Raw genomic sequence first — 22,684 nt, 5'->3', positions numbered from 1 at the left:
CGGCTCCTCCGTTTATGCAACAATGAATACAAATGAACCGGAGCGGAGGGGATCGGTATGGCAAAAGAAAAACTGGAGAATAAGGGCGTCGTTGTGGTGATCATCGCCGCAGCTTTTCTTTTGACCTTCAACCAGTTCCTCCTGATTACAGCATTCCCAACAATCATGGCAGAATTCGATATTAATGCGACCCAGGTACAGTGGCTGACCAATGCCTTCATCCTCGTCGCATTGATCTTCATCCCGATGTCGGGATACCTTTCCACCACCTATTCCGCCCGGACGCTCATCATCTTCTCACTCACCTGCCTATTGGTCGGGACCGCAATCGGCGGCTGGTCACCGAACTTCGGTGTACTGCTGCTGTCGCGCATGATTCAGGCAATTGGTGCAGGCATCATCCTGCCGCTGATCCAGACGATACTGCTGATCGTCTTCCCCTACCACCGGCGGGGATTCGCGATGGGACTGCTCGGTGCAGTGACGAACATTGCGCCTGCTTCCGCGCCATCCATTTCAGGCATCATCATCGACTATCTCGACTGGCGGTCGCTCCATTGGGTGATACTGCCATTCATCCTGATTACATTCCTACTCGCACTCTTCCTGATGAAGAACGTGCTTGAACAGAACCGGACGACACTCGACATCCGTTCCGTCATCCTATCAGCTGCCGGGTTCGCCCTGTTCATACTGGGCCTCAGCAACATCAGCACCTATGGATTCCTGAATGTATTCACCATGCTTCCGATGATTGTCGGGTTCATCAGTGTGCTGTTCTTCATCAGCCGGCAATTCAAAGTCCCGGTACCCATACTGAATCTCGACCTTTTCCGAAACAGGACATTCAGCCTGGCCATCATCCTGATATTCATCAATATGATGCTTCTGCTATCGACCGAGACAATCCTTCCGATGTTTGCTCAGAATGCGCTTGGCACCAGTGCATTCCTATCCGGGTTCCTGCTCGTTCCAGGGACCATCATCCTATCCATCATCACTTTCATTTCAGGCAATCTTTACGACAAATATGGCGGCAAACGGATCGCCACGATCGGATTCATCTGCACCACTGTTTCCCTCATCCTGCTCAACACTGTTGGCATCGATGATTCACCCTACTGGGTCATGGTCCACTTCTGTCTGTTCATGACCGGATTCGGCCTAACACTCATGCCACTCGTCACCGTCAGCATGTCGGAGCTCGGGAAGTCGGACATCCCCCACGGCTCAGCGATTGTGAATACCGTGCGCCAGTTCGCCATGGCCTTCGGCATCATCATACTGACATCCATCATCAGCATCACCGTTGCGGTCATGGATGCACCATATGCAGAGAGCAATTATGCCGGCACTTCCTATGCCCTGATGGTCATGGCAGTGCTTGCCGCAATTGGATTTATTCTGACGCTGCGGCTGAAGGAGAAAAGATACTGATCACATAAAGATGCCCCTCAGAATATTTCTGAAGGGCATTTTTCTATTTATCTTCCAGCATATTGATATACTGCTCAAGCCGGTCCGCCGCTTCTGTCAGCTCTTCCATGCTGCAGGCGAATGACAGACGGATATGCCCTTCCCCATATTCCGAAAATGAACGACCGGGGACGACGGCGAGCTGGACACTCTCCAGCAGATCGGTCGCAAACTTGAAAGAGTCGGCTTCATACTTCCTGATGGATGGGAAGATGTAGAAGGCACCGGTCGGTCTGGATACTTCGAGTCCCATGTCGATCAGCCGCTTGTAGATGTAGTCACGGCGCTCGATATACGCTTTATTCATCTCACCAGGCACATGCCTCTGGTTCTTCAGTGCCTCGATGGCCGCATACTGGCTCGGGATGGCGGCACAGATGGTGTTGTAGAGGTGCACGGCGGTGATGTCTTCCATGATGGCCCTGTCGCCTACCACATAGCCGATCCGCCAGCCGGTCATGGCATGGGACTTGCTGAGACCGTTGACGACAAGCACCTTCTCCTTGATGTCGGTATAACTCGACAGACTGATATGTTCGCCTTCCAGTGTATTCTCCGCATAGATTTCATCGGTGATGATGAATATGTCATGCTTCCTGAACACTTCGACAAGCGCATCCATCTGCTCCCTTGTATAGGTCACCCCTGTCGGGTTGGTCGGATAGTTGAGGATGATGGCCTTCGTCCGCTCGGTGATATTCGATTCGATCAGTTCCGGTGTGGTAATAAAATCCGTCTTCGTCATATCGACGAATTTCGTGACACCACCCGAAAGCTCGACAATCGGCTCATATCCAAGATACGTCGGTGCCGGGATAAGCACTTCATCACCCGGATCTAGAATCGCACGCAGAATGGCATCGATACCCTCACTGCCCCCGACCGTCACCAGCACTTCCCCATTCGGGTCATACTCCGCTTCATATTTCTCCCTATAGTACTGGCTGATGGTCTCCCTGAGTTCAAAGAGCCCTGTATTATGGGAATACTTCATAGATTTCGTATCGATCGCCTCGATAGCGGCATTCTTGATTGCTTGCGGTGTTTCAAAATCCGGCTGACCAAGCGTCAGATCCACCGCATCCGGAAACTCATCCACCCGGTTCGCAAACTGGCGTGTCCCCGGCACTTCAATATCTTTCATACGTCTATTCGCCTGTGGCATCGTATCCCTCTTTCACTATGATTTCCCTACCGATTATAACAGATATTTTATCTTTGATTTCGATGTGCCTGATTACAGTATAAAAACTCAATGAGTTTTACGCATGCTGGACAAAGATAACTGTACGTGTTTTTGTACTTATAATCTATAGAGAAAACAACTATATTTCATCTCCTTCTAATCGTTCCAATAAACGGTCGTTTTTTAAACTTAATTTTACATGTAGTTTTTGTCATATTAAATACTCATTTTATGCACGGATTCTCGAAAATTATAATCTAGTCTAATACATAAAGGAATGACAAGTTCTTTATTAAAAGTAGAAAGAAGGGATTGTAAAGTATGAGAAAAAAGAACCTATTGATAAGCTTGTTTTCTCTAATGATGGTCATTGTTTTATCAGCTTGTACAAGCAATGACGGAGAAGCATCTGTAGAAGATACTAGCAATGAAAAGAATTCAAATGAAGAGATGAACATGAATGAGGACAATGAAGGTTCTATGGAAGAAAATATGAATGGCTCCTCCAGTGAAGGAGAAATGAATAATGGTTCCATGGGTAATGGTCATATGGATCATGATGATGTGGTAGGTCTAATTGATTCGACAGGAGAGAACGAACTGAGTATCCCCTCTGTACTCAAAAGCGACAGCAACAAAGGAACTGAGTATACAATACGCGCGCAAAAAGGAGAAACAGAAATATTTGATGGCGTTCAAACAAAAACATATGGCTATAATGACTCGTTTCTAGGTCCCATGCTTCAATTTGAAAAAGGAGATACTGTGAAAATAAACTTAATCAATGAACTCAATGAAAATACCACTTTTCACTGGCATGGATTGGAAGTGCCAGGGAATGACGATGGTGGTCCACACAATGTATTGGAGCCAGGCGAAGAGAGTACTATTGAATTTGAAGTGACACAGGAAGCTGCCACATTGTGGTTCCATCCCCACCCGGAAGGAAAAACCTCTGAACAAGTGTACAACGGACTTGCTGGGTTAATTTATATCGAGGACCAAAATTCAAAAAATCTCGAATTACCAAGTGAATATGGAGAAAATGACATCCCTCTCGTTTTCCAGGACAAAGTATTTAATGATGAAAAACAACTGAATTACAAAGCCGTAGCAAATGAAGATGGCACAGTCGGGGATACATCATTAATTAATGGCACATTGAATCCAAAATTAACTGTAGATAAAGAAAAAGTAAGGCTTCGACTTTTAAATGGATCAAATGCAAGAAATTACACCTTTAAACTAAATACAGGGGATTCTTTTGTACAAGTCGCAACGGACGGCGGGTTTTTAAATGAACCGGTCTCAATGGAAGAAATCACACTCACGCCTTCAGAGCGGGCCGAAATAATCATTGATTTTTCTAAAGTCGATGGTAATGAAAATATAGCGTTAATGAATGAAGATGGTGCCACGCTCTTACCTTTTGAAATCACAGATCAAACAGGTAAGAACATGGATATACCTGATGAAATGAATGACTTTTCAGTTACGGAAGAAGAAAAGAACCTGCCAGTGACAAAAGAAATTGAACTTTTCGGCATGATGGATCAGGTAACGATAAACGGAAAAAAATTTGATCCTGAAAGAATTGATTTTACGCAGGAACAAGGTGTTACAGAAGTATGGGAAATCTATAATAAACCTGACATGATGGGCGGCATGATTCATCCGTTCCACATCCATGGTGCTCAGTTTAAGATCCTTTCCAGGAATGGAGAAGCACCACCTGAGAACGAAAGAGGCTGGAAAGATAGTTTTTCCGTTGCCCCGGATGAGACTGTAAAAATTGCCATTCAGTTTAAAAATAAAGGCATATATATGTTCCACTGTCACATACTTGAACATGAGGACAATGGGATGATGGGACAGGTTAAAGTAGAGTAAGCTCCAAAGCTTCAATCTAATAACAAAAAAGGAACTATTTCTTGATTTTTTCTAGACGAATTACAATATTGAGTAAGTTGGAGAAGGACAATCATCATTAAAATTATGTGCAGTTTCTATGGAGTTTTACCATATCGGTTTATATGCGAAATGGATGGGAATTCAATTAATGTAAGTGCATTCAATTCTATAGGAGGGATTTATAATGGCTCATGAACAACATCAACAACTGATTCAGACGTTACATGAATGTATGGAAGCCTGTAACCACTGTTACGATGCTTGTCTGAGGGAAGAAGACGTAAAAATGATGGCGGAGTGTATCCGACTGGATCGTGAATGTGCAGATATCTGTGCATACCTGGAAAACGCATTAACAAGAGGGACCCCGTTTGCTTCTGATTTGGCAGCAGTATGTGCCAAGATTTGTGAAGCATGCGGAAATGAATGCCAGAAACATGACCATGACCACTGCCAGAAATGTGCAGATGCGTGCTTCAAATGTGCAGAGGCTTGTAAAGAAATCGCCTAAGCACAACACTTAGAAAGAAGTGGTATGTCGGAACTTATTCCGGACATACCACTTCTTTTATTTCCGATTAAAATTATACCCAGTATTTTAACGAAAATATACATTACGGTGTATTTGCATTATTACTTAAGAGTTCCTTTGATTTTGGCAATACTTATAAGAAACACCTTAGTTTAGACATGGTTATAGAAAAAAGTTAAGTTCATTCAGGACCCTCGTTGCAAGGAGGGTAAACCTAATCCCCTTCAAAACAGTCATTAATATATCTGTCAATTCTTATAATAAAAAGAGCTTATCCATGCAGATTATCCATTTGAGATAGATAATCCAGTAAAGATAAGCTCTTTAATATCATCTGTTTTTATTCAACAGGTGACAATTCACTTTCTGTCACCCATTTATGATTTTCTACTTTTTCTCCAGTTGTTGTTGTGAAGTCAAGCATATATACAGTAGTGTCTTCAGCAGATTCTATCACAGCGGTTGCACCATCCATGCCTTTCATGTGATCCGCATCCAAGGTCACTTCAGTGCCGGGCTCCAGTGGTGCTTCTCCTGGACCTTCCAATTCTTCATGGATGACCCATTTATGATTCTCCACTGGGTCTCCACCAGTTGTAGGGTAATAAGTGACACTATAAGCAACAGTATCAAATGCGCCTGCAATTGTTGCTTCAGCGCCATACATACCTGGCATATGATCGGCTTTGATAATGGCTTGGCTACCCACTTCATAAGTTGGATCTTCTGCTTCCTCCAGACCGTCAGGGACTACACCAGTGCTGGACATCTGTTCAGCAAAAATGGATTGAATCGTTTCTTTCACTTCTAAAATACTGGTGCGTATATCATTAATTTCTGCTTCAGTCTCTTCAATGGATGCATCCTGGTTTTCCATTTTTTTGGTCACAGCATCCAAATGGTTGTCAGCGGCGTTTAAGCGATTCAGCAGAGATTCCAGCTTGTCCAGATACTCTTTATAGAGCTGTACTTCATCAACTGTTATAGGAGGGCCTTCGATAGATCCTTCGATTGCCTCCAGCTCAGATTGGATAGCGTCCGTTTTCTTCTCAACCTTATCCAGTCTCTTTTCAACCTTTGCTTCCCCCTGTGCTTGTCCATTGGCTTGGGGAGCTGCGTTGATGGAATCTGCCGAAACTTGTCCTGCTGAGAAACTGATTCCAGTAACGGTTGCGAGTGTGACGACTATTTTTGTAAATCTGTTATTCATTTTACATTCCTCCCTGGTATTTTTTCTAAGAGATATTTACCTTAAATGATACAAGCAATCCAATGCCTTCTAATCATTTAAATTTCTATTGATTCACCTTCCTGAAAAAGCATCACCCCCTTTTGTAACTGTGATACTCTTCCCTTTTAGAAGAACACGCATGGCTCGAGATTAAAAATGCTTTAATGCGCATGCCCTTCTTCCCCATCATTACGGTGTTTAAGAAATACATACTCCCCTATGAAGATGATGATAATGAAAATGATGGAGACGACAACAATCAGCCAGTCATTCATCAGTTTGACCCACATAAAAGCTGCCAGTACAATTCCATCAAGTATGAATGCGGTCATGACAATGACTGGATTTGCATCCACCTTATCCCTCAGATGTTTAAATACACCCCAATGCACAATCATATCCATCACAAGATACAATATGGCCCCGACTGAGGCGATACGACTGAGGTCGAAAATGACGGCCAGTACCATCGCAAGTACAATTGTGTATACCAGCGTATGCTTTTGAATCCGTCCTGGCATGCCAAAGTGCTTATGTGGAATCAGCTTCATATCTGTCAGCATGGCAAGCATGCGTGACACCGCAAAGACACTGGCAATAATACCGGATACTGTTGCGATGATCGCAATGCCGACGGTAAACCATACACCGTAGTTTCCAAATGCTGGCCTTGCGGCTTCTGCAAGCGAGTAGTCTCTGGCTGCAATGATTTCGTTTAACGGCAGATTGCTGGATACCGCCCATGCAACCAGCAGATACACAAAAAGACTGATGGAAATGGATGCGACAATCGCCCGGCCGATATTCTTATGGGGCTTAACGATTTCAGAGCCACTGTTAGTGATCGTCGTAAACCCTTTGAACGATAGGATGGTGAGTGCCACAGCTGCAATCATGCTGGTAATAGTTGCGTCTTCCGTACTTCCACTGCCCTCTGCGGGTGTAATGGAAAAACCGGCGACCCATAACCCGCCCATCGCAAAGACGACAAGTCCAATTATTTTAAGCAGGGACACAATCGAAGTAAACGTCTGAATGAAACTGTTGCCAGAAATATTAACCAGGAATGCAAAGAGCAAAAGACCAACAGCGAGCACAGGCACCAGGTAGCTGGTTGCATCCATATTGAAAATCTGCAACGTATAGGTACCGAAAGTACGGGCCACGAGACTCTGGTTGATAACCATGGATACGGCCATCAGCATCGCTGCAGAAGCAGTGACGGTACCCTGACCATACGCTTTTGCCAAAAACATGCCGATACCCCCTGCTGAAGGATATTCATTGCTCATCTTGACATAGGAATACGCACTGAATCCAGTTACAATCCCTCCGACGACAAACATGATCGGGAACCACATGCCGGCAAGTGCGGCAACCTGACCCAGCAATGCAAATATTCCGGCACTGATCATAACCCCTGTCCCAAGACCGATCGCACCAGTCAGAGATAAGCTGTCTTTTTTATATTCGCTCATTAGCATCACCTCAGAAATAATAGTCTCTAAAACATATGCCCATGGTTTGTGCAGTTAGTGTGCAGTTTTTAAAATATTTCAAATTAATTTTAGCAATGTGCTCAAAATCTACATTTTTAAGCAATCGATAATATGAGAAAGCTACTTTCTAATCCACTTGTAGCCCACGCCCCATACTGTGTGAAAATAATCATCGATGGGAAAACCCACTTCCCTGATTTTTTCCCGCATGTTTCTAACATGTGAATCCACAGTCCGGCCTTCAGTTTCTGAATACATCCCCCACACCAGGTCGATCAGTTGATTTCTGGAATATACCCGCCCCGGGTTCTGCATAAGCAACCCAATCAACGAGAATTCTTTGGGGGTCAACTTGATATACTGATTCTTATAGGACAGTTCGAATCGATCCTTGTCCCATAGCAGTCCATCCATCTCAACATGGTTGCCAGGTTTCGCTCTCCTTAATAATGCATTCATCCGTGCAATGAGTTCTTCTTCATTGAAGGGTTTTGTTATATAGTCATCTGCCCCCAATTTGAGGCCTTTGACGATATCTGCCTTCTGCTCCCGTGCAGTCACCATGATGATGGGTACATCCGAATGCTGACGGATTTCTCTGCATACGCTCCACCCATCCATGTCAGGCATCATGATATCGAGCAGTACAATATCGAATCTTTCTTCTTCGATGTATTGGAGCCCTTCTTTCGGCCCCAGCGCTTTTCTACAGTCGTAATGGTAGGGTTTCAAATACAAAGCCAGCAATTCCAGCATTCTCTCTTCATCATCAATCAATAATACCTTTTTCATACGTATCCTCCTTCGGCAAAGATATGTTGAAAGCCGTTCCCTCGCCTGGTTCACTTTCAACTTCCATCCTGCCGGTGTGAAGTTCCACAATTTCTTTGGCGATTGTCAACCCAAGACCAGAGCCCCCCTTGGAACGGGACCTGGATTTTTCTGCACGATAGAGCCGCTCAAATATATACGGCATATCTTCTTCGGCAATGCCTTCCCCTGTATCCGAAATAATCGTTAAGACCTCATTTTTATTCTGAACCACTTCCAATCTGACATGATTTCCACGGGGTGTATATTTAATGGCATTATCGAGTATGTTCAACAACACTTGTTGGATTCTTTCCGGGTCAATGGTAATGACCACATTACTTGGACAGGAATATGAAAATTCTATACTTCTTTCTTCAATTGCCGGATAAATCCGTTCCACGATCTTTTGGATCAGTGCATCAAATTCCACTTTTTCTTTTTTTATGGCAAATTCATTCTGATCTATTTTGGCCAGCTCGAACAATGTTTTTATCAGGCCGGCCAGGTGCTCTGTCTCCTCCTGGATGATCTGTGTATATCTGATTCGATCTTCCTCGGATGTGGTGTCCCGATTGATGATATCTGTGTATCCTTTTAAATAGGTCAGTGGCGTACGGAGTTCATGGGAGACATTCGCCAGGAATTCATTCCTCTCGTTTTTCAAACGCTTCAAATCTTTTGATAAGCGTGTGATGGCAGTTGCCAACTCTCCGAGTTCGTCTTTTCGACTGGTGGACAATTCTACTTCATGGTTGCCTCTGCTCAACGCTTCTGTGGCCTGCTTCATCCCGACCAATGGTTGTGTAATGACCTTCGAAAGTACAATCACCGTGATGATGGTTAAAATGACAGTGATCACTCCGATGATTAAGAATTGTTGTGTGAGATTGCTGATGATTTTTTCAATGTGATTGCTGTTGGCAAACATGAATACATGTCCACTATGTACACCATCCATGATAATTGGGCTGTCTGTCGCCACAAAATTTTTCTCTGCCCAATCCGACTCCAGTACGACCCCCTCATCTGGCACTTGGTCATTATCCGTATGCCCGATCACCGAGATCATTTCCGGGGCCATCGGGTTGGAGCTGGTGACCACTACCCCCTCTTGGTCTGTAATCGCGACAATAAAATCAGATTCGGATTCCATGATGGCGACATGCTCCAGAGTAGAGGGGGTGTAGTTTTCTTCCAACACATCCCGATGGGTATTCCCGCGGGCCAACAAGTCTCCCATCACGTCATCGACACGATCATTGACCAGGTTTGTATATAATATGGAGAATAATATGATTTCAACAGTGATAACTACTATAAAAAATAACAGCCCGATCTTCAGGGATAATTTATTTAACATCACAGCCCCCTCCCTTCGACATTAACCCTTCAAGTGCCTAACAACAGAGTGAAAAGATGATCTCAAAGTTTACGCTTACCTGGTTTGACCCCCATCTAGAACTTTTTCCCAAGCAGTTGACCCGGCATCAGAAAAATATACGTCACCGTTTACGGTATAGATGGCCAGTTCTTTTTCATTCTGTCGGTTCCGGGCAATATATGCAATTCCATCATTCTCCAATTCCGGTGTATCAATGATGGCTTCTTCATTATTTTTAACATTTCTTCTGTGGAGTTCAACATTTTCATTATTTATCGCATAATATAAGTCGTCTCCATAGAAATATACAGTCGTTCCTACCTCGTTTGGATTTGTTAATGCTTTAAATTGATTGCCACCATCCTCTGACAGATAGATGCCGGTGGAAGTCGCTGCTGCGATAAAGCTGGAATCTGACGGATGGATTGCCAATGATAATACGCCCCCTTCTAGGCTCTCCGCATCTACTTTTTCCCAATTTTCTCCATCATCAGTACTTTTATAAAATCCTTGACCCAACGCTGAATTCGGTTCAGGATTCAACAGAAAAATATCATGGCTGTCGTATCCTACCGCCATGGCATGATAATCCGTTTCCCCCTCGAATTGGATATGTTCAAGTGTCCTGCCGCCATCAAAGCTACGTTGAATACCAAAAGGGTTGGGAATATCGGAATCTCCTCCTGGATGCCCGGAAGTATAAAATCCTTCATCTACAGCATTGAATCCCATATAATCATTGTAGTTCCTGGTGGTTTCATGCCATCCCCCGTCACGAAATATTTTCAAGCCGCCATGGGTCGCCAGATATAATCCATCATTCCCACCAGCATACCCCATTCCATGCACATGTTCTATTTCGCCGTTAAAGGCTTCTTCGAATTCACTTGCTCCGTCGCTACTGCATCCCGCTAGAAATATCGCTGATACTATCATTGCATTAATCATTAACTTTCTTGATACCATAGTCGTTTCCTCCTGCCTCTATTCACTAATTAACTTGGAAGCCCTCAACCATTTTATTATTTAAATATCGATTTTTAGTGCAGATTCTAATAAGGATATGACATGTTGTATCTAAGTTATGAAACTCTACATTGAAAACCTAAACATATATTTATAAACATTACTCTCTAATATTTGCTAATTACATCCACTTTTCATTGAATCTGCACTTAAACTGCACATTCTAAGGGTATGGTTTTAGTATCTCAAAAAATTGGAGGCTAGGTAGATGAGACAATTTCAAAGAATTTCTTTATCAGGTGCAATGATTTTCGCATTAGCGTTGGGGCTTAGTCCAGGAGCAGCAAATGCAGGTAGTACAGATACTGCCGCCCATGAAGATGGAAGTTATTACTACTACGAAGTCGATGTGCATGGAAACAAGACGCAGTACATTGATGGTTTGACTGAAAAAGAATTGGAAGATGAATTGGGTTACCCTTATAACGGAGCTCGTAGCCACTACTACTATGAAGTCAATGAAGATGGGGACAAGACGAAATACATCAATGGTCTGACAAAGGAAGAGCTGAAAGAAAGACTGCACCATTATAATATGCAGTCCGAATCCCATTCTGAGGACCACATGAATATGCAGTCCGAGCCACATTCCGGTGGACATATGAACCATTCCGCTGGGGAAATGTCGAGTTCTGGTGAAGTGCCTGAAGATTTGAAAGAAGCAGAAAATCCTACATACGAAGTAGGGAGCCAAGCAATTATTGAAGCCGATCACATGCAAGGCATGGAGGGCGCTGAAGCAACCATCTCCGGAGCCTTTGATACAACGGTTTATTCCGTATCGTATACACCAACAAATGGTGGAGAACCAGTAGAAGATCATAAATGGGTCATCCACGAAGAATTGGAAAATCCGGGTGAAGCCCCATTAGAACCAGGGGATGAGGTAGTAATGAATGCCACGCATATGGAAGGTATGGAAGGTGCCACTGCTACGATTGATTCAGCTGAACAGACAACAGTTTACATGGTAGACTTTGTCACAACAGATACTGGAGAAGAAGTACAAAATCATAAATGGGTAATTGAAAGCGAATTGGCGCCTGTTGAATAACTCTAAATATTTTCAACGATGAATAAAGAGTCTATCCAAAACGGATAGACTCTTTACTATTGGCCATATGTTATTAATCCAATATACCAAAATGTTAAAAACAAGTGAGAAAATTTATAAAATTAAGAAGGAAGTCGAAATTGCAATCGCCTTCCTTCCATAATATATTGCATAATTTTTACTTCTTATAAAAAATATTATCTCTATAATACTTCAAATAAGTTTACTTTAATCCATTTCGAATCGATGTAGCAATTGCGCATTGATTGCTACGATGATGGTGCTTAAGCTCATCAGTATTGCACCGACAGCCGGGCTGAGTACAATTCCCCAAGGAGCCAGAACGCCTGCAGCCAATGGGATGGCAAAAATGTTGTAGCCGGTTGCCCATATCAAGTTCTGAACCAGTTTATTAAAGGTCCGTTTGGAAAGGCTGAATATGGCCAGTATATCTTTCGGATTGCTGTCCACAAGAACGATATCTGCACTATCCATAGCGATATCTGTCCCTGCCCCTACCGCAATTCCAACATCTGCTTTCGTCAAGGCCGGCGCATCATTAATACCGTCCCCTGTCATTGCAACAACTAAACCACGCTTTTGAATCTCTGTCACTTTCTCTGCTTTCTGATCCGGCAAAACTTCTGCATATACTTCATCAATACCAATTTGTTCTGCAACGTAGTTCGCCACCTTCCGGTTGTCTCCAGTGAGCATGATGGCCTTAATATTTCGCTTGTGCAATTGTTCAACCGTCTGTTTGGAGCTTTCTTTGATTTTATCTGCCAATGCGATGGCGCCTGCCAGCTCTTCATCAATGATTAGGAACACAACCGTCTTTCCCTGTTCGGACCATTTGTTGAATTTCCGATCATCAAAGGTGATATCTTGTTTACTGATATATCCAGGACTCACAACTTTGATATTCTTCTTATCGATTGTCCCTTCAATTCCCACACCAGTAATGGAATTGAAATGAGTCATTTCATGCAGTTTCAGTTTTCTTTCCATTGCTTCATTGAGTATTCCCGTAGCAATGGGGTGCTCAGAGTCATTCTCCACTGTCGCTGCATAGCTTAGTATCTTATTTTCATCCATATCACTGAAAGTTTGCACGTCTGTTACTCCAAATTTACCTTCAGTCAACGTACCAGTCTTATCGAAAATTACTGCGTCAATATTACGTGCCCGTTCGAACTGAGGACGTTTGCGGATCAACAGACCATGCTTTGCAGATAAAGCAGTAGAAACAGAGATGACCAGGGGCGCTGCGAGACCTAAAGCATGCGGGCAGGTGATAACCATGACGGTCACTGTTCTTTGTATGGCCGTATCTACAGTGGCTCCGATACTTATCCAAACAATAAAGGTGATAATACCAGCAGCCAAAGCGATATAAAACAGCCATTTGGCCGCCTGATTCGTGATGTCCTGCGTTTTGGATTTTGTCTTCTGGGATTCTTTGACCATTTCGATGACCTGGTTCAAGTAGGACTCATCCATCAGTTTTTCTACTTCTATTGTAAGTGAGCCTTCCCTATTGATCGATCCACCGATGACCTCGTCATTAACAGATTTGGTTACGGGAACGGACTCACCTGTCAGCATGGATTCATCGATTTGGGATTTTCCTTTAACGATCTTTCCATCCAATGGCATCTTTTCTCCCGGTTTGACCAAGAGCAGATCCCCTGCTTTGATAGCATCAACCTGCACTTCTTCCGTCTCACCATTCTCAGCAATACGATTTGCTGTGTTCGGCATCAGGGATGCAAGTGACTCCAGAGCTTTGGATGCATTATTGATCGATCGCATTTCAATCCAGTGGCCCAGAAGCATGATCAGTACCAGGGTTGCCAGTTCCCAGAAAAGCTGCTCCCCGTTAAACCCAAATACGACAGCTAGGCTGTAGAAGAATGCGATGGAGATGGCCATGGCAATCAGTGTCATCATCCCGGGTTCTCTGTTTTTCAGTTCATCAAAAGCACCCTTGAGGAAAGGCCAGCCGCCATAGAAATAAACGAATGTGGACAGGGCAGCTAGAATATAGATATCCCCTGTAAAGCGCCAGTCGACGCCCATAAAATCCTGAATCATTGGAGACAGGAGAAGAATCGGAATGGTGAATATTAAAACAACAAAAAACTTATTCCGGAATTCCGTCACCATATGTCCGTGATGGTCATGTGCACCGTGGCCATGATTATCGTGCTCAAGTTCATCATGAGACTCATCGTGATTTTTATAATCATGATGGTCGTGATGGGTATGCTCTTCCTGACTATGATGATTATGATTTTCCTCCTGGTCAGAATGCGGCTCTTTTTTGTGATGATCCATTCTATCACTCCCTAGTGTTGTATCTTACTTGCATTATACCCCTAAGGGGTATAATTCGCAACTAAATGATTCCGAATATTGAATATAAAAAATCTCCGAACACTTTGGAAGTGTTCAGAGATTCAAACAGTAATACTACTTCAGTTGCAAGTCTGTCAAACAAGTACTATCCCCTTCGAAAGTGGAAAAGGTGTACTCAGTATGTTTATTTTGATAACTAATTTCTATGGTATATTGTTTATCTCTGGGTAACCAGAAATCCATAAAACCATTTTCAAGCGTTGTCACTGTTTCGTCAAAATGTATCTTACCTTGTTCATCTGTAATCTTTACATCCATCTCTTCATTTACCATCTCACCCTGGCACCCAGTCAGACTATGGAATTCACATGGATGAGTATATGTAAGATAAGGCGCTACCGATATAAAAAACTCATCTTCGGGAAGATTATAGATATCTTCCTCTCCACCATCTTGAACAACAAGGGTTTCATCATTTATTGATGCCGATTCTACGATATTACTGGCACTCAGTTGTGATATGAATTCTTTAACATTTGTTTCATTTGAGGCTGAATCATTGCCACACCCGGCTAGAATAATCGTTAAACCCAGTAAAGCTGGCATTAAATATTTTTTCATTTGGATACCTCCCACTGTTTAATTATATCAAGCTTATTCAAGTACATTTTTTGAAATTATAACGATTATATGGATTATGGTTAAAGGTATAGCATGAACAGATAGTTTCCTTCTTATCTTCTTGTAGTGATAAGAAGGAAACTATGTGGTTTGGTAAATCCCTCAATTTTTAAGACTAAGCTAAAACCTATCTACTGAAAATATATTTTCCATTACGATGATTTTTAGTTTCTATATTTATAACTAGAACCCTTGAAAATCGCCAAAGAATGGTTGTAGCCAAATAATAACCTGAGTCAATCCATCGAAGTATAGAAGGATGCCCATCAATACCATGGTTACGCCACCAGCCTTCATAATTACGTTTGAGTATTTCAACATCCACCGTGTACGTGAGACAAAGAAGCTCAAAATGAAGAATGGTACTGCAAATCCAAGACAATAAACAATCATTAAAATCAAAGCATTATTTGGTGCCGTTGCACTCATTGCAAAAATAGCTCCAATAATTGGACCATTACACGGTGTCCATCCGGCACCGAATGCCGTACCTATAAAAATTGAACCTAAAAATCCAGACGGTCTGTTTTTAAACTGTATTTTCCTGTTTTTCATCAGGAAATTGAAGTTGAGCACACCTGTTATGATAAGTCCGAATAACACTATCAGTATGGCGCCGAGCTGTCTGATCAGATTCGAATGCTCGATGAGAAATCCGCCGAGAAATACTGTACCAAAACCAAGTGCAATATACACTAAACTAAAACCAATGAGGAAAAAAAGTGTGTGTAATATCGCTCTTACATTAAAATTTTGATTTTCTACTTCATTGTAGCTCATACCTGTTATATATGAGACAAATGCAGGAAAGACCGGAAGCACACAGGGCGAGACAAAACTTAAGACCCCGGCTCCAAATGCAAGGAGAAACGTTACCTCACTGCCCATGCAAAAACCCCCATTCACAACCCATTTTAACAGATAAGATAATGGAGCTTTCATACTATTAGCTAATGTTTGGGAACTTTCTGTGACATTTGAATCGACCATCCAGTATTTTCTTTTTTTCTGTCTTTTTAAATTATTCTTTACTTGAAAAAGCATCCTTGTAAACCTGAATATTGAAATGTAACTTTATCTAATCATCTTTTATATGATTACGGTAGATCCTAAATAGACAACACTAGAGTGTCTCTTTCACCGATGAATTGCATATATTTTAAATACTATTTTGCACATACTACTTTAGAACCCAGCTTGTCTTCTTACGAAGACAAGCTGGGTTCTTTAATTATAATGCAAATTATCGTCTGAATTAGTGCAGAATAATTACGAAAGTGACAGAAGGGGTAACCGGATGTGAATCGGTGATTAAAGTTTAGCAGACCTTTGTCTTAAATCTGGGTGTGACTTTTGACTTTATTTTGCACTTATTTAAGTGATATTTTGCACTAAAATTAAGCCGATATCTCACATTAAAAGAGAGATATCGGCTTATAAAATTTTCTATTAAAATAGGAATGAGAACAGAGCGTTGAATGTGCCATTTTCAAATAGGATATAAATTCCTAATCCTATAAAGACGATTGGAACGATCCAACGTTCATATTTTTCGATTTTATCTGAAACAAAATTCAAGGAAGCCAATCGATAGCTGATTAGACATAGAACACCAACCATGATCATGAAAACAATGACGGCAATAATGATTTCCATCATATTTAAAGTCGTAAAGTACGGTATATAGATAGCGAAATCATCCGCACTGGAAGCCAGTACAATGAAAGTGACCGTTATGAATAATTGATTGAATCTGCCTGAAGAGAAAAGGGAGAGAATGTTGCCTTCATCTTCGTCTTCTTCACCTTGAATCCATATTTTTATACCCAGGTAAAGCGGCAGCAGTCCAAGCAGTCCGATTATCCATTGTTGGGGAACTAGATTAGCAACGCCCAATGACACCAGAAGACTCGCGAGTATAATAATGACTGTCCCAATATATTGTCCAATCCAGATATATTTGATCTGGTTCCTTTTCTTTATTTGCGAAAACAGAAGAATCAATATGACGAGATAGTCGATTCCTGTCGCTACATAGACGGCAGCAGCTGTAAATACCGTTACAATCATTTTTCCAACTCCAATATTTGGACATCAGTACTTTTATTTATCTGGGAAGAACCCAAGCTTAATTCATCTTCCTTCACACGCATAAGCCTCAAGCCATTCAAGGCCACCACTAAAGTGGCACCCATGTCCGAGAGAATCGCAATCCATAGTGTCAGCCATCCTGGGATGACCAACAATAGAGCAATCAGTTTGATTCCAATGGCAAAAGCGATATTCGCTTTGATGATGTTCAATGTTTTACGGCTAAGTTTGATGGTAAAGGGCAGTTTCCTCAGGTCATCGCCCATTAAAGCGACATCTGCTGTTTCAAGAGCGGTATCTGTACCGGCGCCACCCATAGCGATACCAACGGTGGAAGCTGCCAGCGCTGGGGCGTCATTGACCCCATCGCCGACCATGCCTACATGACGATAATCAGTTTTTAGTTGCTTGATTACGTCTAGTTTATCCTGCGGGAGCAATTCAGATTGAATATCTGTGACACCGACATGTGAACCAATCGCACGGGCAGTACTATGATTATCTCCCGTAAGCATGACTGTTTTTTCGATGCCTGCCTGATGCAGATTCTGGATTACCACTTTACTTGATTCGCGGACTTCATCCGCGACTGCAATAATTGCCTGAACTGTATTTTTCGTTCCTGCAACCATAACGGTCTTACCTTGTTCTTGAAGTGTTTTGACATCACTTTTAATTGCATCATTGAAATTAGCTGCCTCCATCTCTTCAAATAATGCCGGACTGCCAACGTAATACATTTCATTATTGATTTTGCCCCGTATCCCCTTGCCTGTAATAGAAGAAAAGTCTTCGACAAAGATATCAGAATAAGGAAGGTTATAACCGTCTGCCTTCTTTATAATCGCGGATGCCAATGGATGCTGAGAACGATCTTCCAATGCTGTGATGACTGCCAGCATTTCCTTTTCATCAATTGCATTGTCGATTAAACGATAATCAGTTACAACCGGGACGCCTTTTGTGAGTGTGCCGGTCTTATCAAATGCAATGGCCTTTAATCCACCCATTTCTTCGAGGTAGACCCCGCCTTTTATAAGGACTCCCTTCTTGGCAGCATTTCCGATTGCCGAAACAATCGCTATCGGCGTGGAAATTACCAATGCACATGGACAACCTACAACGAGAACCGCTAACCCTTGATACACCCAAGTGGACCAGCTCGCACCGAAAAATAACGGGGGTACAATCGCAACCAGCACTGCGACACCCATAATGGCAGGCGTATAATATTTTGCAAATTTATCAACGAATGCCTGGGCAGGAGCACGCTCACCTTGTGCTTCTTCCACCAGATGAATGATTTTGGCAATGGTCGTATCTTCAACCAATTTAGTGATTTTAACTTCCAGTAAGCCTTCTTCGTTCAGTGTCCCTGCAAATACTTCATCATCGATCGATTTTTCAACCGGCACTGATTCACCTGTGATTGCTGCCTGGTTGATTGCAGAGTAGCCATTGACAATTACGCCGTCCATAGCAATTTTCTGTCCAGGCTTAACAATCATGATATCGCCCACAGCAATATCATTGACGTGCACTGTCATTTCCTGTCCGTTGCGTCTGACAAGTGCCTCTTTAGGAGCAATATCCATCAATGAACTGATGGATTGCCTTGCTCGATCCATCGAGAAACGCTCCAACGCTTCGCTGATGGCAAACAAGATGACAACAATGGCGACCTCGGCCCATTCTCCGATGATGACACCGCCAATCACTGCGACTGTCATCAGGGTTCGCATATCAAATTCAAACCGGACTAAATTCTGGAGACCCGTTTTCAGCATTGAAGCCCCTCCGACAATCATGGACGTGATGAACAGCAGTGGTGTAAGAATATTGTCATCACCATTCACCAACATTGAAATGAAGCCAAAAGCGATAAACAGTAGCGAATAGAGCAGAGTGCTGTGCTTTTTATAAAATGGAATGGTTACTTCCTTTTCTTTTTTGTCTTGTCCACTTTCTTCCCGGGATTTCTCAGGCACCACTTTGAGGTTTTCAAACGCCCCTGCTTCTTCCAGTTCCTCAACCGTTGCAGAACCATATACAGAAATTTTTGATGCGCCAAAATTCACCTTCGCATCTTGAACTTCAGGTAGTTTCTTCACATTATTCTCAAATTTCCCTGCACAGTTCGCACAGGAAAACCCCTGAACACGGTAAACTTTTTTTTCTTTATTTACTTCTGGTTGCGTTTGACGCATAGACTTTTCAGGCACCACTTTGAGGTTTTCAAATGCCCCTGCTTCTTCCAGTTCCTCAACCGTTGCAGAACCATATACAGAAATTTTTGATGCGCCAAAATTCACCTTCGCATCTTGAACTTCAGGTAGTTTCTTCACATTGCGCTCAAATTTCCCTGCACAGTTCGCACAGGAAAACCCCTGAACACGGTAAACTTTTTTTTCTTCTTCAGTCAGCTCTGCAATCCCTTCAGACATTGGTTATCACTTCTTTCCTATGTATTAATGCAATCGTCATGATTTCTTTAATATGCTGATCTTCCAGTGAATAGAACGCGAGTTTCCCTTCTTTCCTGAATGTAACGATGCCTTCTTTGTAGAGCGTGCGTAAATGATGAGATGCATTTGCTACAGTCACACCGAGTATATTTGCGATATCACAGACGCATAATTCCTCTTCCTTGCATAAGGAATAGGTGATTTTTGCCCTATTCACATCGGCAATAGCCTTAAGCATCTGTGATATACCGGCAATATCTACAGTTTGTAAATTCTCTTGCATCCGGTTAACCTTTTCTTCGTCATAACAAAAAACTTCACATGTTTCTTTCTTATTCATACATACACCTCATCATTCAAATATTTGTTTGAATATAGCATAACATCTTGTTTTTCTTTATTCAAGCAGACGTTTGAATAATAATAAATTTGTATAAGTTTTTCTCGACATAGAAAGAATTTTCTGAAATAAAGCTGAAAGAAATTACGATATCGTAAGTGAACTTTATTGTGATAAATAATTTATTCGTTCTTAAAAGTACACTTTTGCGGACACTTCGAAAACATTTGAAATAAATAAAAACAAGAGTTTGTAAACATACTAAATTATTTTAAGATTGTTTTTCATTTATAACTAGAAAAATAATCTTCTGGTAAAACAATATATAGATGTATTTTTCTCTCTTAAATTTTTGATTGATTAGGGCAGACCCTAAATAGACAATACTAGAGTGTTGAATTCACTGGTTTTCGAGTGTATGATTAGGGTGTATTTTAATTATATTCAGAAAAGATGGTTATGTGAAAATTGGGTGTCAATTTCGATGTTATTTTGCACTAAAGTTAAAAAGCTCAGCTTATCTTTTCACGAAGACAGCTGGGTTTCTAAATTGAGTATGCAAAATAACACTTAAAATAGATGCAAAATAGTTACTAAAGTCACAGGACGATTTCACGGATGTGGCAAATCGTCCAATAAACGATCGTTTACTGGAAGAGTATAAAAATGATTACTATATCAAAAAAGAACTATAAAGAAATACAGAGACTCTATAAATAATATGGTGAGTGCTGCTTTTCTTGGTATGCTGAATGGCTGCATAAAAAAGCACCCCTAAAGCTGAATTTGGGAGTTCAACTTTAGAAGGGTACCACGGCAAGTGGGAGTTTTTTATGGGTCATACTGTATTTGAATCCACTCCTTCGAAACCCCATATTATATTACTAAGAACTGTTTGAATGTGAAAGTAACCATATCACCTTGATTACTCAATCAACCCATCCTTCATCTCTATCGTGTAATCTGCATATTTCAATGCACTTTCATCATGTGTGACCATTAAAACTGTAATCCTGAATTCTTTTGATAATGATGTTAATAGTTCCATCACTTCCTTCGATCTCTTTGAGTCCAAACTTGCAGTCGGTTCATCGGCAAATAATATTTCTGGTTGATGAATGACAGCGCGTGCGATGGCAACCCGCTGCTTTTCTCCACCGGATAGACTGTCTGGGTAAGTATCTCTATGATGCCACATATCTACTTTTTTAAGAATAGCTTTGATCTCTTGCCTTCTCTCTTCCTTAGACCACTTTAGTTCGGCTGTATCCAGCATCAGACCCAATTGTTCCTGAACCGTCAAGAATGGCACCAGGTGAGCCTGCTGAAAAACGAAGCCAAATCTTTTTGCACGTATATTCCTCACCTGATTGCTGTTCAGCGAAGTCAAATTTTCGTCTGCAAAAAAGATCTCTCCTTTTGTTGATTTCTGTAAACCGGCCACTATGGTCAGCAGGGTGCTTTTGCCGGAACCGGAGGCACCGACCAGTGCAGTGATTTCACCTTCGGGAAGATCAAGGTCAATGCCTTTAAGAATCTTTTCTTCAGTACTGCCATGCTTGAATGTTTTCTCCAATCCATTGATAGTGAGTATGGCCATGTTACATACCTCCTTGATTGATTGCCTGCATCGGCTCCACTTTACTGATCTGGATGCCTGATACTGTCGATCCAATAAAACCGACCACCAGGAAGACAAGGGACATCATTGAAGACGAACTCAATGTCAGCAGGAACGGCATTCCTTCAGGCATCACAGCTCCAAGCAATTGGCTGATTCCGACTGAGAGCACCAGAGAAATGATGGTAATGATGATCATCTGCACCCACATCATTTTGAATAGTGTAGACGTTTTAACCCCGACCGCTTTCAATATGCCGTAAGTTGCGATTTTTTGTACGTTGATCATATAAAAGAAGATGCCAAATAACATTCCGCTGATGACGAATAGAAATACAACAATCATATTCAAAGATAACTGCTCTGCACTGTAGCTTGATATCGTATTTAAAAATTCATCGTTGGTGAACTGGCTTAATCCATCGATTACGGGCGCTTCATTTCCTTCTATGAAAGCTAATTGAAATGCATCCGTCCTGTACATATTCTGGAAATCATCATGATTGATGAAGGCAACAGGGGCATGGCTGAACTTTTGCTGATCAGCAAATCCATCCACCTTTAATGAATGATCCAGCAGACCATTTGTCATTTTCTCGTCTTCACTGATTCCCTCTTTCATAATGGAATTATCAAGAACTAGCCGCTTGGCCTCTACATCAGGGAAATGATCACTATTGGCTGTACTGACGAATGCAACACCATGCCTCTTTTCATCAGCAGCTTCGACCTCTCCCATTTGGATGGACAAAAACATGGCATCGGATGAAGCTTCCTCAATTTCATTCCTGGTTTCTCCATCAAGACTTGAAAAGTTGTACTGTCCTTCTGCTTCTTCCTGCATATAAAATGTACCTTCAGGCATATCTTTGATTAAAGATGCATTGTCGTAGGAGAGCCCATTCGCCAATCCTGAAATGATCATCGTCAGCAGACTGATCAGAAAGATGATTGATCCAAGGATCAAATATCTTGTCTTGGACTTCATTATTTCCTTCCACGCCATCTTCATTTTA

18 protein-coding genes are annotated in these 22,684 nt (G+C 42.0%); 4 read left to right on the top strand and 14 right to left on the bottom strand.

Annotation, left to right across the window (positions count from 1 at the left end):
• Nucleotides 1–57 precede the first annotated feature (57 nt).
• Complete coding sequence (locus tag J4760_RS06645) at nt 58–1,437, top strand: DHA2 family efflux MFS transporter permease subunit (protein ID WP_237605185.1); 1,380 nt, start codon at nt 58–60, stop codon at nt 1,435–1,437.
• Nucleotides 1,438–1,480: 43 nt separating this feature from the next.
• Here the strand turns inward: J4760_RS06645 and J4760_RS06640 are convergent, their stop codons facing one another.
• Entirely contained in the window at nt 1,481–2,641 is a 1,161-nt protein-coding gene (locus J4760_RS06640; RefSeq protein ID WP_237605184.1) for an aminotransferase class I/II-fold pyridoxal phosphate-dependent enzyme, read from the bottom strand.
• A 342-nt stretch (nt 2,642–2,983) separates the two neighbouring features.
• Between J4760_RS06640 and J4760_RS06635 the strand changes: the two genes are divergently transcribed.
• Nucleotides 2,984–4,552 carry a multicopper oxidase family protein gene (locus J4760_RS06635; RefSeq protein ID WP_237605183.1) on the top strand — a complete coding sequence of 523 codons (1,569 nt, stop codon included), beginning with the start codon at nt 2,984–2,986 and terminating at the stop codon, nt 4,550–4,552.
• A 205-nt stretch (nt 4,553–4,757) separates the two neighbouring features.
• Nucleotides 4,758–5,084: a four-helix bundle copper-binding protein gene (locus J4760_RS06630; RefSeq protein ID WP_237605182.1), complete on the top strand. Its 327-nt coding sequence runs from the start codon at nt 4,758–4,760 to the stop codon at nt 5,082–5,084.
• 361 nt (nt 5,085–5,445) lie between these two features.
• On the opposite strand, the gene J4760_RS13350 is transcribed toward J4760_RS06630, so the two are convergent.
• The 5 genes from J4760_RS13350 to J4760_RS06605 all read right to left on the bottom strand — a co-directional run bounded on the left by J4760_RS13350 (nt 5,446) and on the right by J4760_RS06605 (nt 10,995).
• Nucleotides 5,446–5,982 carry a YdhK family protein gene (locus J4760_RS13350; RefSeq protein WP_020006662.1) on the bottom strand — a complete coding sequence of 179 codons (537 nt, stop codon included), beginning with the start codon at nt 5,980–5,982 and terminating at the stop codon, nt 5,446–5,448.
• 515 nt (nt 5,983–6,497) lie between these two features.
• Nucleotides 6,498–7,814, bottom strand: coding sequence for an APC family permease (locus J4760_RS06620; protein ID WP_237605181.1), 1,317 nt, complete (start codon nt 7,812–7,814; stop codon nt 6,498–6,500).
• A 141-nt stretch (nt 7,815–7,955) separates the two neighbouring features.
• Nucleotides 7,956–8,627, bottom strand: coding sequence for a response regulator transcription factor (locus J4760_RS06615; protein ID WP_237605180.1), 672 nt, complete (start codon nt 8,625–8,627; stop codon nt 7,956–7,958).
• Nucleotides 8,605–10,008, bottom strand: a complete 1,404-nt coding sequence (locus J4760_RS06610; protein ID WP_237605179.1) for a sensor histidine kinase — start codon at nt 10,006–10,008, stop codon at nt 8,605–8,607. The genes J4760_RS06615 and J4760_RS06610 overlap by 23 nt, the downstream gene beginning before the upstream one ends.
• Before the next feature lie 75 nt (nt 10,009–10,083).
• Nucleotides 10,084–10,995 carry a F510_1955 family glycosylhydrolase gene (locus J4760_RS06605; RefSeq protein ID WP_237605178.1) on the bottom strand — a complete coding sequence of 304 codons (912 nt, stop codon included), beginning with the start codon at nt 10,993–10,995 and terminating at the stop codon, nt 10,084–10,086.
• Nucleotides 10,996–11,539: 544 nt separating this feature from the next.
• On the opposite strand from J4760_RS06605, the gene J4760_RS06600 reads away from it, so the two are divergent.
• Nucleotides 11,540–12,109: a YdhK family protein gene (locus J4760_RS06600; RefSeq protein ID WP_074924558.1), complete on the top strand. Its 570-nt coding sequence runs from the start codon at nt 11,540–11,542 to the stop codon at nt 12,107–12,109.
• 228 nt (nt 12,110–12,337) lie between these two features.
• Here the strand turns inward: J4760_RS06600 and J4760_RS06595 are convergent, their stop codons facing one another.
• The 8 genes from J4760_RS06595 to J4760_RS06560 form a co-directional block, all read right to left on the bottom strand.
• Nucleotides 12,338–14,449 carry a copper-translocating P-type ATPase gene (locus J4760_RS06595; RefSeq protein ID WP_237605177.1) on the bottom strand — a complete coding sequence of 704 codons (2,112 nt, stop codon included), beginning with the start codon at nt 14,447–14,449 and terminating at the stop codon, nt 12,338–12,340.
• 135 nt (nt 14,450–14,584) lie between these two features.
• Nucleotides 14,585–15,091, bottom strand: coding sequence for a CueP family metal-binding protein (locus J4760_RS06590; protein WP_237605176.1), 507 nt, complete (start codon nt 15,089–15,091; stop codon nt 14,585–14,587).
• Between the two features lie 243 nt (nt 15,092–15,334).
• Entirely contained in the window at nt 15,335–16,039 is a 705-nt protein-coding gene (locus J4760_RS06585; protein ID WP_237605175.1) for a cytochrome c biogenesis CcdA family protein, read from the bottom strand.
• A 561-nt stretch (nt 16,040–16,600) separates the two neighbouring features.
• Nucleotides 16,601–17,221, bottom strand: coding sequence for a CadD family cadmium resistance transporter (locus J4760_RS06580; protein ID WP_046791364.1), 621 nt, complete (start codon nt 17,219–17,221; stop codon nt 16,601–16,603).
• Entirely contained in the window at nt 17,218–19,686 is a 2,469-nt protein-coding gene (locus tag J4760_RS06575; protein ID WP_188357532.1) for a heavy metal translocating P-type ATPase, read from the bottom strand. The genes J4760_RS06580 and J4760_RS06575 overlap by 4 nt, the downstream gene beginning before the upstream one ends.
• Nucleotides 19,679–20,047: an ArsR/SmtB family transcription factor gene (locus J4760_RS06570; RefSeq protein WP_052256044.1), complete on the bottom strand. Its 369-nt coding sequence runs from the start codon at nt 20,045–20,047 to the stop codon at nt 19,679–19,681. The genes J4760_RS06575 and J4760_RS06570 overlap by 8 nt, the downstream gene beginning before the upstream one ends.
• Before the next feature lie 925 nt (nt 20,048–20,972).
• Complete coding sequence (locus J4760_RS06565; RefSeq protein ID WP_145290238.1) at nt 20,973–21,647, bottom strand: ABC transporter ATP-binding protein; 675 nt, start codon at nt 21,645–21,647, stop codon at nt 20,973–20,975.
• Nucleotide 21,648: 1 nt separating this feature from the next.
• Nucleotides 21,649–22,680 (bottom strand): FtsX-like permease family protein, encoded by a 1,032-nt coding sequence (locus J4760_RS06560; protein ID WP_237605174.1) that lies wholly within the window; start codon nt 22,678–22,680, stop codon nt 21,649–21,651.
• Nucleotides 22,681–22,684: the final 4 nt, after the last annotated feature.

The organism is Salinicoccus sp. ID82-1, assembly GCF_021991715.1.
Taxonomy (GTDB): Bacteria; Bacillota; Bacilli; order Staphylococcales; family Salinicoccaceae; genus Salinicoccus; species Salinicoccus cyprini.
Note: the sequence above shows the minus strand (reverse complement) of the source record. Positions and strands in the feature narration are given on the sequence as shown.

What these genes read in the sequence shown, in the direction of transcription:
- J4760_RS06645 (WP_237605185.1), top strand. Translation starts at nt 58, where the DNA reads ATGGCAAAAGAAAAACTGGAGAATAAGGGCGTCGTTGTGGTGATCATC.
- J4760_RS06640 (WP_237605184.1), bottom strand. Translation starts at nt 2,641, where the DNA reads ATGCCACAGGCGAATAGACGTATGAAAGATATTGAAGTGCCGGGGACA.
- J4760_RS06635 (WP_237605183.1), top strand. Translation starts at nt 2,984, where the DNA reads ATGAGAAAAAAGAACCTATTGATAAGCTTGTTTTCTCTAATGATGGTC.
- J4760_RS06630 (WP_237605182.1), top strand. Translation starts at nt 4,758, where the DNA reads ATGGCTCATGAACAACATCAACAACTGATTCAGACGTTACATGAATGT.
- J4760_RS13350 (WP_020006662.1), bottom strand. Translation starts at nt 5,982, where the DNA reads ATGGAAAACCAGGATGCATCCATTGAAGAGACTGAAGCAGAAATTAAT.
- J4760_RS06620 (WP_237605181.1), bottom strand. Translation starts at nt 7,814, where the DNA reads ATGAGCGAATATAAAAAAGACAGCTTATCTCTGACTGGTGCGATCGGT.
- J4760_RS06615 (WP_237605180.1), bottom strand. Translation starts at nt 8,627, where the DNA reads ATGAAAAAGGTATTATTGATTGATGATGAAGAGAGAATGCTGGAATTG.
- J4760_RS06610 (WP_237605179.1), bottom strand. Translation starts at nt 10,008, where the DNA reads ATGTTAAATAAATTATCCCTGAAGATCGGGCTGTTATTTTTTATAGTA.
- J4760_RS06605 (WP_237605178.1), bottom strand. Translation starts at nt 10,995, where the DNA reads ATGGTATCAAGAAAGTTAATGATTAATGCAATGATAGTATCAGCGATA.
- J4760_RS06595 (WP_237605177.1), bottom strand. Translation starts at nt 14,449, where the DNA reads ATGGATCATCACAAAAAAGAGCCGCATTCTGACCAGGAGGAAAATCAT.
- J4760_RS06590 (WP_237605176.1), bottom strand. Translation starts at nt 15,091, where the DNA reads ATGAAAAAATATTTAATGCCAGCTTTACTGGGTTTAACGATTATTCTA.
- J4760_RS06585 (WP_237605175.1), bottom strand. Translation starts at nt 16,039, where the DNA reads ATGGGCAGTGAGGTAACGTTTCTCCTTGCATTTGGAGCCGGGGTCTTA.
- J4760_RS06580 (WP_046791364.1), bottom strand. Translation starts at nt 17,221, where the DNA reads ATGATTGTAACGGTATTTACAGCTGCTGCCGTCTATGTAGCGACAGGA.
- J4760_RS06575 (WP_188357532.1), bottom strand. Translation starts at nt 19,686, where the DNA reads ATGTCTGAAGGGATTGCAGAGCTGACTGAAGAAGAAAAAAAAGTTTAC.
- J4760_RS06570 (WP_052256044.1), bottom strand. Translation starts at nt 20,047, where the DNA reads ATGAATAAGAAAGAAACATGTGAAGTTTTTTGTTATGACGAAGAAAAG.
- J4760_RS06565 (WP_145290238.1), bottom strand. Translation starts at nt 21,647, where the DNA reads ATGGCCATACTCACTATCAATGGATTGGAGAAAACATTCAAGCATGGC.
- J4760_RS06560 (WP_237605174.1), bottom strand. Translation starts at nt 22,680, where the DNA reads ATGAAGATGGCGTGGAAGGAAATAATGAAGTCCAAGACAAGATATTTG.